The organism is Gammaproteobacteria bacterium, from assembly GCA_028817255.1.
Taxonomy (GTDB): domain Bacteria; phylum Pseudomonadota; class Gammaproteobacteria; order Porifericomitales; family Porifericomitaceae; genus Porifericomes; species Porifericomes azotivorans.
On record JAPPQA010000039.1, the window covers coordinates 1 to 6,399 of the forward strand.

At 70.3% G+C, this 6,399-nt stretch carries 6 protein-coding genes; all 6 read right to left on the reverse strand.

All coding sequences use genetic code 11. From position 1 onward, the window contains the following. Positions 1-69: 69 nt before the first annotated feature. Positions 70-1,875 carry a gamma-glutamyltransferase gene (gene ggt, locus OXU43_02040; protein MDD9823941.1) on the reverse strand — a complete coding sequence of 602 codons (1,806 nt, stop codon included), beginning with the start codon at positions 1,873-1,875 and terminating at the stop codon, positions 70-72. After that, complete coding sequence (gene coaD / locus OXU43_02045) at positions 1,872-2,396, reverse strand: pantetheine-phosphate adenylyltransferase (protein ID MDD9823942.1); 525 nt, start codon at positions 2,394-2,396, stop codon at positions 1,872-1,874. Before coaD ends, ggt begins: the two co-directional genes overlap by 4 nt. A gap of 47 nt (positions 2,397-2,443) precedes the next feature. Next, positions 2,444-3,082, reverse strand: a complete 639-nt coding sequence (gene rsmD / locus OXU43_02050) for a 16S rRNA (guanine(966)-N(2))-methyltransferase RsmD (protein ID MDD9823943.1) — start codon at positions 3,080-3,082, stop codon at positions 2,444-2,446. Positions 3,083-3,106: 24 nt separating this feature from the next. Next, complete coding sequence (locus tag OXU43_02055) at positions 3,107-4,432, reverse strand: pitrilysin family protein (GenBank protein MDD9823944.1); 1,326 nt, start codon at positions 4,430-4,432, stop codon at positions 3,107-3,109. Next, the gene (locus OXU43_02060) at positions 4,422-5,822 is read right to left on the reverse strand and encodes a pitrilysin family protein (GenBank protein MDD9823945.1); all 1,401 of its coding nucleotides are present in this window, start codon (positions 5,820-5,822) and stop codon (positions 4,422-4,424) included. Before OXU43_02060 ends, OXU43_02055 begins: the two co-directional genes overlap by 11 nt. A 318-nt stretch (positions 5,823-6,140) precedes the next feature. Next, positions 6,141-6,399, reverse strand: a 259-nt coding sequence (locus OXU43_02065) for a hypothetical protein (GenBank protein ID MDD9823946.1), incomplete at its 5' end; no start/stop codon positions are given.

The window sequence follows — 6,399 nt, forward strand, 5'->3', positions numbered from 1 at the left end:
CCGCTTTTCTTGTCCTCGATTGCGTAACGGCCGGCGGGCGCCCGCCGGAGGCGCTTGCCAAAGAGACGCCTAAGGCGCTGGCGCGGCGCGGGCGGGCGGCGCCTCGCAGGGCGCGGCGGCGTCTTCGATGACGATGGCCTCCCCCTCGCCGCGCGGGTCGCTGGCGGCGTGCATTTCCCGCCGGCCGCCGTCCCAGAGGATGGCCTGCATGTTGCCGTAGCGCCGCCCCACGTCGCGCAGTTCGTGTCCCAGGCGGCGCAGGGCGGCCCGTTCGGCCTCGTTCAGCGCCTCCGGCTCGAACTGGATCGCGTCGGGCAGAAATTGGTGGTGAAAGCGCGGCAGCCGCACCCAGGAGTCGGGCCCCCGCCCGGCGGCGAAGTCCAGGATGCCGAGCAGCACCATGCTGATGATGCGGCTGCCCCCGGGCGTGCCCAGCACGGCGATGCGGTCGCCGTGTTCCAGAAAGGTGGGGCTCATGCTGGACAGCGGCCGCTTGCCCGGCGCAATGGCGTTCGGCTGCCCGCCGGTCAGGCCGTAGGCGTTGCCCTCGGACGGGAAGATGGCGAAGTCGTCCATTTCGTCGTTCAACACGACGCCGGTGCCGGGGACCAGGAAGCCGGAACCGAAAGGCAGGTTGATGCTCAGCGTCGCGGCCACCCGGTTGCCCTGCCCGTCCATGACGGAGAAGTGCGTGGTCTGCGTGCCGGTCTGCTGTCCGTCGGCGGCGGCGGGCAGCGTGTCGCTGGGCGTGGCCGCGGCCGGATTGATGTCCGCGGCCAATTCCCGGGCGTAATCCGCGGCCAGCAATTCGCTCACGGGGACGGCAACGAAGTCCGTATCGCCCAGGAAAGAGGCACGGGCCCAGTAGGCGCGGCGCATGGCCTCGACCAGCAGGTGGCTGCGCCGCGGCGGCGGGCCTTGCAGGTCCAGGCCCTCCAGGATGCGCAGGGCCAGCGACAGCACGATGCCGCCGGAGGAGGGCGGCGGGGCCGACACCACGCGGATGCCCCGGTAATCGGCGACCGTAGGCCGCCGCTCGACGACCCGGTAATCGTAGAGATCTCGCAGCGTCCACACGCCGCCCGCATGGCGCACGCCGCGCACCAGGCGGGCGGCGAAGGCGCCGCGGTAAAAGGCGTCGCCGCCCTGCCGCGCCAGCAGCTCCAGGGTGGCGGCCAGGTCTTCCTGCACGATCCGGTGCCCCGGCGCCGGGATTTCGCCGGCGGCCAAAAACAGCGCCGCGCTTTGCGGGAAGGCGCGCAGCGCGTCCAGGCGGTAGGCGGCCAGCTTGCGGTAGCGCTCCGTCACCGGGAAGCCTTGCCGGGCCAGGCGAATGGCCGCCCGCAGGTTGTCCTGCAAGGGGCGGCAGCCGTACTGCCCGGAAATATGCGCCAGGGCCGCCGGCAGCCCCGGGATGCCCGCCGCCAGCGGTCCGTCCAGGCTGGATCGGCGCCCCATGCGGCGATAAACCTGGGCGGAGGCCTGGCCGGGCGCCGTCTCGCGGCCGTCAATCATAATCTGCATCCCGTCGGCGGCGCGGTGCAACAGCCAGAAGCCGCCCCCGCCCAGTCCCGAGGCAAAAGGCTCGACCACGGCCAGGGCGGCGCTGACCGCCACGGCGGCATCGAAGGCGTTGCCGCCGGCCCGCAGCGTCTCGAGCCCGGCCTGCGTCGCCAGGGGATGCGCCGTGGCGACGGCGGCATGGCCCAGGGAGCCGGCCGAGGCAGGGGCCGCCGCGTGGCCGGCCCGGCCCCCGAAGGCCAGCAGGGCCGCCAGCAGCAGCGTCTGCGCCGCCGGCGCCAGCCGCGTCGTTCGCGCCGCGCTCGTTGCGGCGGCGGCAAGCGCAGCGGGGGGCGCGCCGCTCGCGCCGTTCATTCCCCTCCGCTCCGCCGCAGCTTGCCGGGCGGGCGCGCCGCCGCCGACAGGCGCCGTTGCAGTGCTTGCAGCACCGCCTCGGGCACGAAGTCGCCCACATCCCCCCCCAGGCCGGCGATCTCGCGCACCACGCTGGAGGAAAGGTAATTGAAGCGTTCGGCGGGCATCAGGAACAGGGTCTCCAGTTCCGGCAGCAGGCAGCGGTTCATGGCGGCCATCTGAAACTCGTAGTCGAAATCGGACACGGCGCGCAGGCCGCGGATCAGAAAGCGCGCCCCCAGGCGGTGCGCCAGTTCCGTGACCAGGGTGTCGAAGGGGCGCACCTCGACGTTGCGGTACTCGGCCAGCGCCAGGCGGGCCAGTTCGACGCGCTCCTCCCGGGAAAAGGCGGCGCTCTCCCCCGCGTTGGCCGCCACGGCCAGCACCACCCGGTCGAACAACTCGGAGGCGCGGGCGGCGATATCCACATGGCCCAGGGTAATCGGATCGAAGGTCCCCGGGTAAATAGCAATCTTGTTCACGCGCTCCCCTCACGGCCGCGCCTGCGCCCCCCTGATTTACCACCCTATCACACCCTGCCCGCCCCCGCCCTGCCCGCGCCCGCGGCAGGCGCAACGGCCGCGGCGGCGGGGCGCTCGCGGGACGCCGCCGCCCCGAGGCGCGCCAGCAGAAAGCGCACCTGTCCCGCCTGCTTGCAGCGCAACGTCTGCAATGGCCGCGGCAGCCGCAATTCGCGGCTGCTCTCCAGGTAAAGCAGGCCGCCCTCCGCCAGCAAGCCGCGGCTCAGCAGCAGCCGGCAACAACGCTCCGCCAACTCGCGGCGGGCGAAAGGCGGGTCCAGGCAGGCCAAATCGAAAGCCTCCCGGCGCGGGCGCGACAGCCAGGACAGGGCGTCGGCGCACTCGATCCGCAACCGCTGCCCGGCGGCGAAAGCCGCCGCTTGCTCGCGCAGTCCGCGGCACAGGCGCGGGTCCCGTTCCACCAAAACGGCCCGGGCGGCGCCGCGCGAGACGGCCTCGAAGCCGAGCGCGCCCGTGCCGGCGAAAAGATCCAGACACGCGAGCCCTTCGATGCGCGGCTGCAACCAGGCGAACAGCGTTTCGCGGACCCGCTCCGGGGTGGGGCGCAGACCCGCGACCGGCGGCACGGGCAGACGCCGGCCGCGCCAGCATCCGCCAACGATCCGCACCTTGCCGCGGCGGCCCACAGCGGGATGCCCCCGCGCCGCCGGCTACGGCGCCGGCGAGGGCTCGGCCCGGTCCGCGCTCAGGTCTCCGACCATGACCGTGACCATGTTTTGCGCGTCCAGATACCGGTCCATGGCGGCGCGCACCTGCCGCGCGCTCACTTTTTCGATCTTCCGGGGAAAGGTCTGCAAATAGTCCGGGGGCAATCCGTAAAAGCCGATCCAGGACAGGTACTCCGCCATCTTGCCGTTGCTGTCCACCCGCAACGGGAAGCTGCCCACCAGGTAGCTCTTGGCCGCCTTCAATTCCTCCGCGGTGGGGCCCTCGCTTATGAACTCGGCCAGCTGCGCGCGCAGCAGTTCGGCGGCCAGCGCGGCCTGGTCGTTGCGCGTCTGCATGCCGATCACGAAGGGGCCCCGTTGCCGCAGGGCCTGGAAGCTGCTGGACACGCTGTACGCCAACCCCCGCCGCTCGCGGATCTCCTGGAACAGCCGGGACAGGAGCCCGCCCCCCAGGATATGGTTGCCCACGAAGAAGGCGATGCGATCCTCGTCGGAGATGCGCAGCCCGACCTGGCCGAGCAGGATATGGGTCTGCGTGGAGGGATGGTCGCGCCGTCTCTCCCGGGCTTCGTCCAGTGCCGCCACCGGCGGCAGTTCCGGCAGGGCGCGGCCCGCACCCAGGCGCTCCACCAATTGCGCGGCGATCTCCTCGGCCTGCCCGCGGTCCAGGTCTCCCACCAGCACCGCCACGACATTCGCGGCCGTGTAATGACGCCGGTAAAAGGCCAGCGCGTCCTCGCGCCGCAGGGCCGCGACGGCCTCCTCTTCCCCCCCCGGCAGGGAGGCGTAGGGATGCCCGGGGAACAGTTCCGCGTACAGGGCCTCGTCCGCCAGCGCGCCGGGAGATTGCTGGCGCTGGCGAATATGGACCAGCATGCGCTCACGCTCGCGTTCGAAGGCGGCCGGCGGAAAATCGGCCTGCTCCAGGAGCAAGCCCAGGTTTTCCAGCGACGCCCGCAACGCTTCCCGCCGACTGAGGCTGCGCAGGCTGACCACGGCAAAGTCCCGCCGCACGCCGGCGCCGAACTGCGCGCCGTGCCGCTCGAAGCCGCGGTTGAGTTCGTCCGCGTCCAGTCCGCCCGCGCCTTCGTTCAGCAGGCGGGCCGTGAGCGAGGCCAGACCCTTGGCCTCGCCGTCGCGGGCGCTGCCGGCGTCGAAGGCCAGGCGTATATCCACCATGGGCAGTTCGCGCGCCTCTACGAAATACACGGGGACGCCCGCGGCCAGCCGCCAGTGCTGCACGGTGGGCGCGGCCGGGGCGGCCGCAGCCGCGCACAGCAGGAGCAGGAGGCTCCACCTAGCGCGCATGTCTGCCGCCTTCCGGCGCCGCCCGCTGCCGCCCGGCCCCCGCCTCCAGCGGCAGCGGCTCCAGTTCCACCACCGTGAGCACGTCGTCCTGCAGGTATTTGCGCGCCACCTCCCGCACCTGCTCCGCCGTGACCTCGCGTATCCGCTCCACGTATTCTTCCTGCACCTGCCAGGACAGGCCCACCGATTCCAGCAGGCCGATCACCAGCGCCTGGTAGTAGAAGGAATCGAGTTCGTACCAGCGGGAGGCCTCCGCCTGGGCCTTGACGCGCCGCAGCTCGTCCTCGCCCGCCAGCTCGGTGCGTAACTCCTGTATCTCTTGTTGCAGGGCTTCTTCCAGCTCGGCCACGGAGCGCCCCCGGGCGGGCGTACCGGAGAAACTGAACAACATGGGCAGACGCGCCAATATGTTGTAGCCCGCCGAGACGGAGGCGGCCACCTGCTGCCCCCGGACCAGCCGGCTGCGCAGACGCGCGCTTTCGCCGCCCGTCAGCAACCCGGCCAGCACCTCCAGGGCGTAGGGCTCCCAGTACGGAACCGCTGCGTCCCGGACGGCGGACGGCAGCGAAGGCGCCTTGTAGAACAGGAACAGATACGGGACCTGCGCCGGCCGCTTGACGACAGCGCGGCGCCGCCCCTGCTGCTCCAGAACGCCGGAGCGGACCGCGGGCAAGGGCTCCAAGGCCTCGAAGGCGCCAAAGTGCTCCCTGGCCAGCGCCAGCACCTCGCCGGGCTCTACGTCTCCCACCACCACCAGGACCGCGTTGTTGGGCGCGTACCAGCGCCGGTACCAGAGGCGCACATCGTCTATTCGCATTGCGTCCAGGTCGTCCATCCAGCCGATGACGGGATGATGGTAGGGGCTGTGCCGGAAGGCCAGGGAAAGCCCCGTCTCGTAGGCATAGGACACGGGCGAATCCTCCACGCGCCACCGCCGCTCCTCCTTGACCACCTCCAGCTCCGTGGCAAACGCCTCCTCTTCCAGGATCAGATTGCGCATGCGGTCCGCCTCCAGGGCAATGCCCACCGGCAGGCGGGAACGTTCCAGCAACTGGTAGTAGGCCGTGTAATCCCTGCCGGTAAAGGCGTTTTCCCGCCCGCCGACGCGCGAGACGGTGCGGGAAAAGGCGTTGTCCGGATTTTTCTCCGTGCCCTGGAACATCATGTGTTCCAGCACGTGGGAAATGCCCGTGATGCCTTCGCGTTCGTAGCTGGAGCCGACCTTGTACCAGAGTTGCACGCAAGCCACCGGCGCCCGGCGGTCTTCCTTGACGATCAGTTTCAGGCCGTTATCCAGCCGGTATTCGTGGACTGCGGCGGGCGCGGACACCGGCGCCAGGAACAGCAGGACCAGGAACGCCGCCGGCACGCGGGCGCCGGGGAAGGACATGCGGTTCGCGGGCAAGCGGGTGGCGGGGCTTGATCGGTTCATGGCGCGGATCATGCCGAAGCGCCCCCGCCGGCACAAGCCCCCGACGGGCGCGGCAATCCAGTCCATGGCGACGCGGTGCGAACGGCGCCACGCCTTCCCAAGGGATGCCCCGATGCAACGGCCCGCAACGGCTTGGGAAACGTCGTTGCTTGTCCGCGCCCGGCCCCCTCTCCCAGAGAGCGCACAGACCGGGCGTACCGGCCGGGGACACCCCTTACGCATTTTCTTGGAACCCCAGAGGGAGAAGTATGCCGCGAAGAATTCCTCGACGGGCTGTTAAGACGAACTGTTTCCGCGAGGAATAAATTTGCCAACGAAAGCCACGGCAGTAACCCCTGCCAAGATGGCGGCAACCAAGTTGTTTCCGTGCCGAGCGAGATACACGCTGGCAACGATAGCAAAAACCGCTATCAGAAACCCGAACCACTGTCCTTGATTTTCTTGGCGAATCATAGCCTCTGAAATGCGGTTTTCCCATCCAATGCGGTGGGCTTGTTCCACCTTCAGCGTTGCCAAGAAATCTTTCGCACTTCCC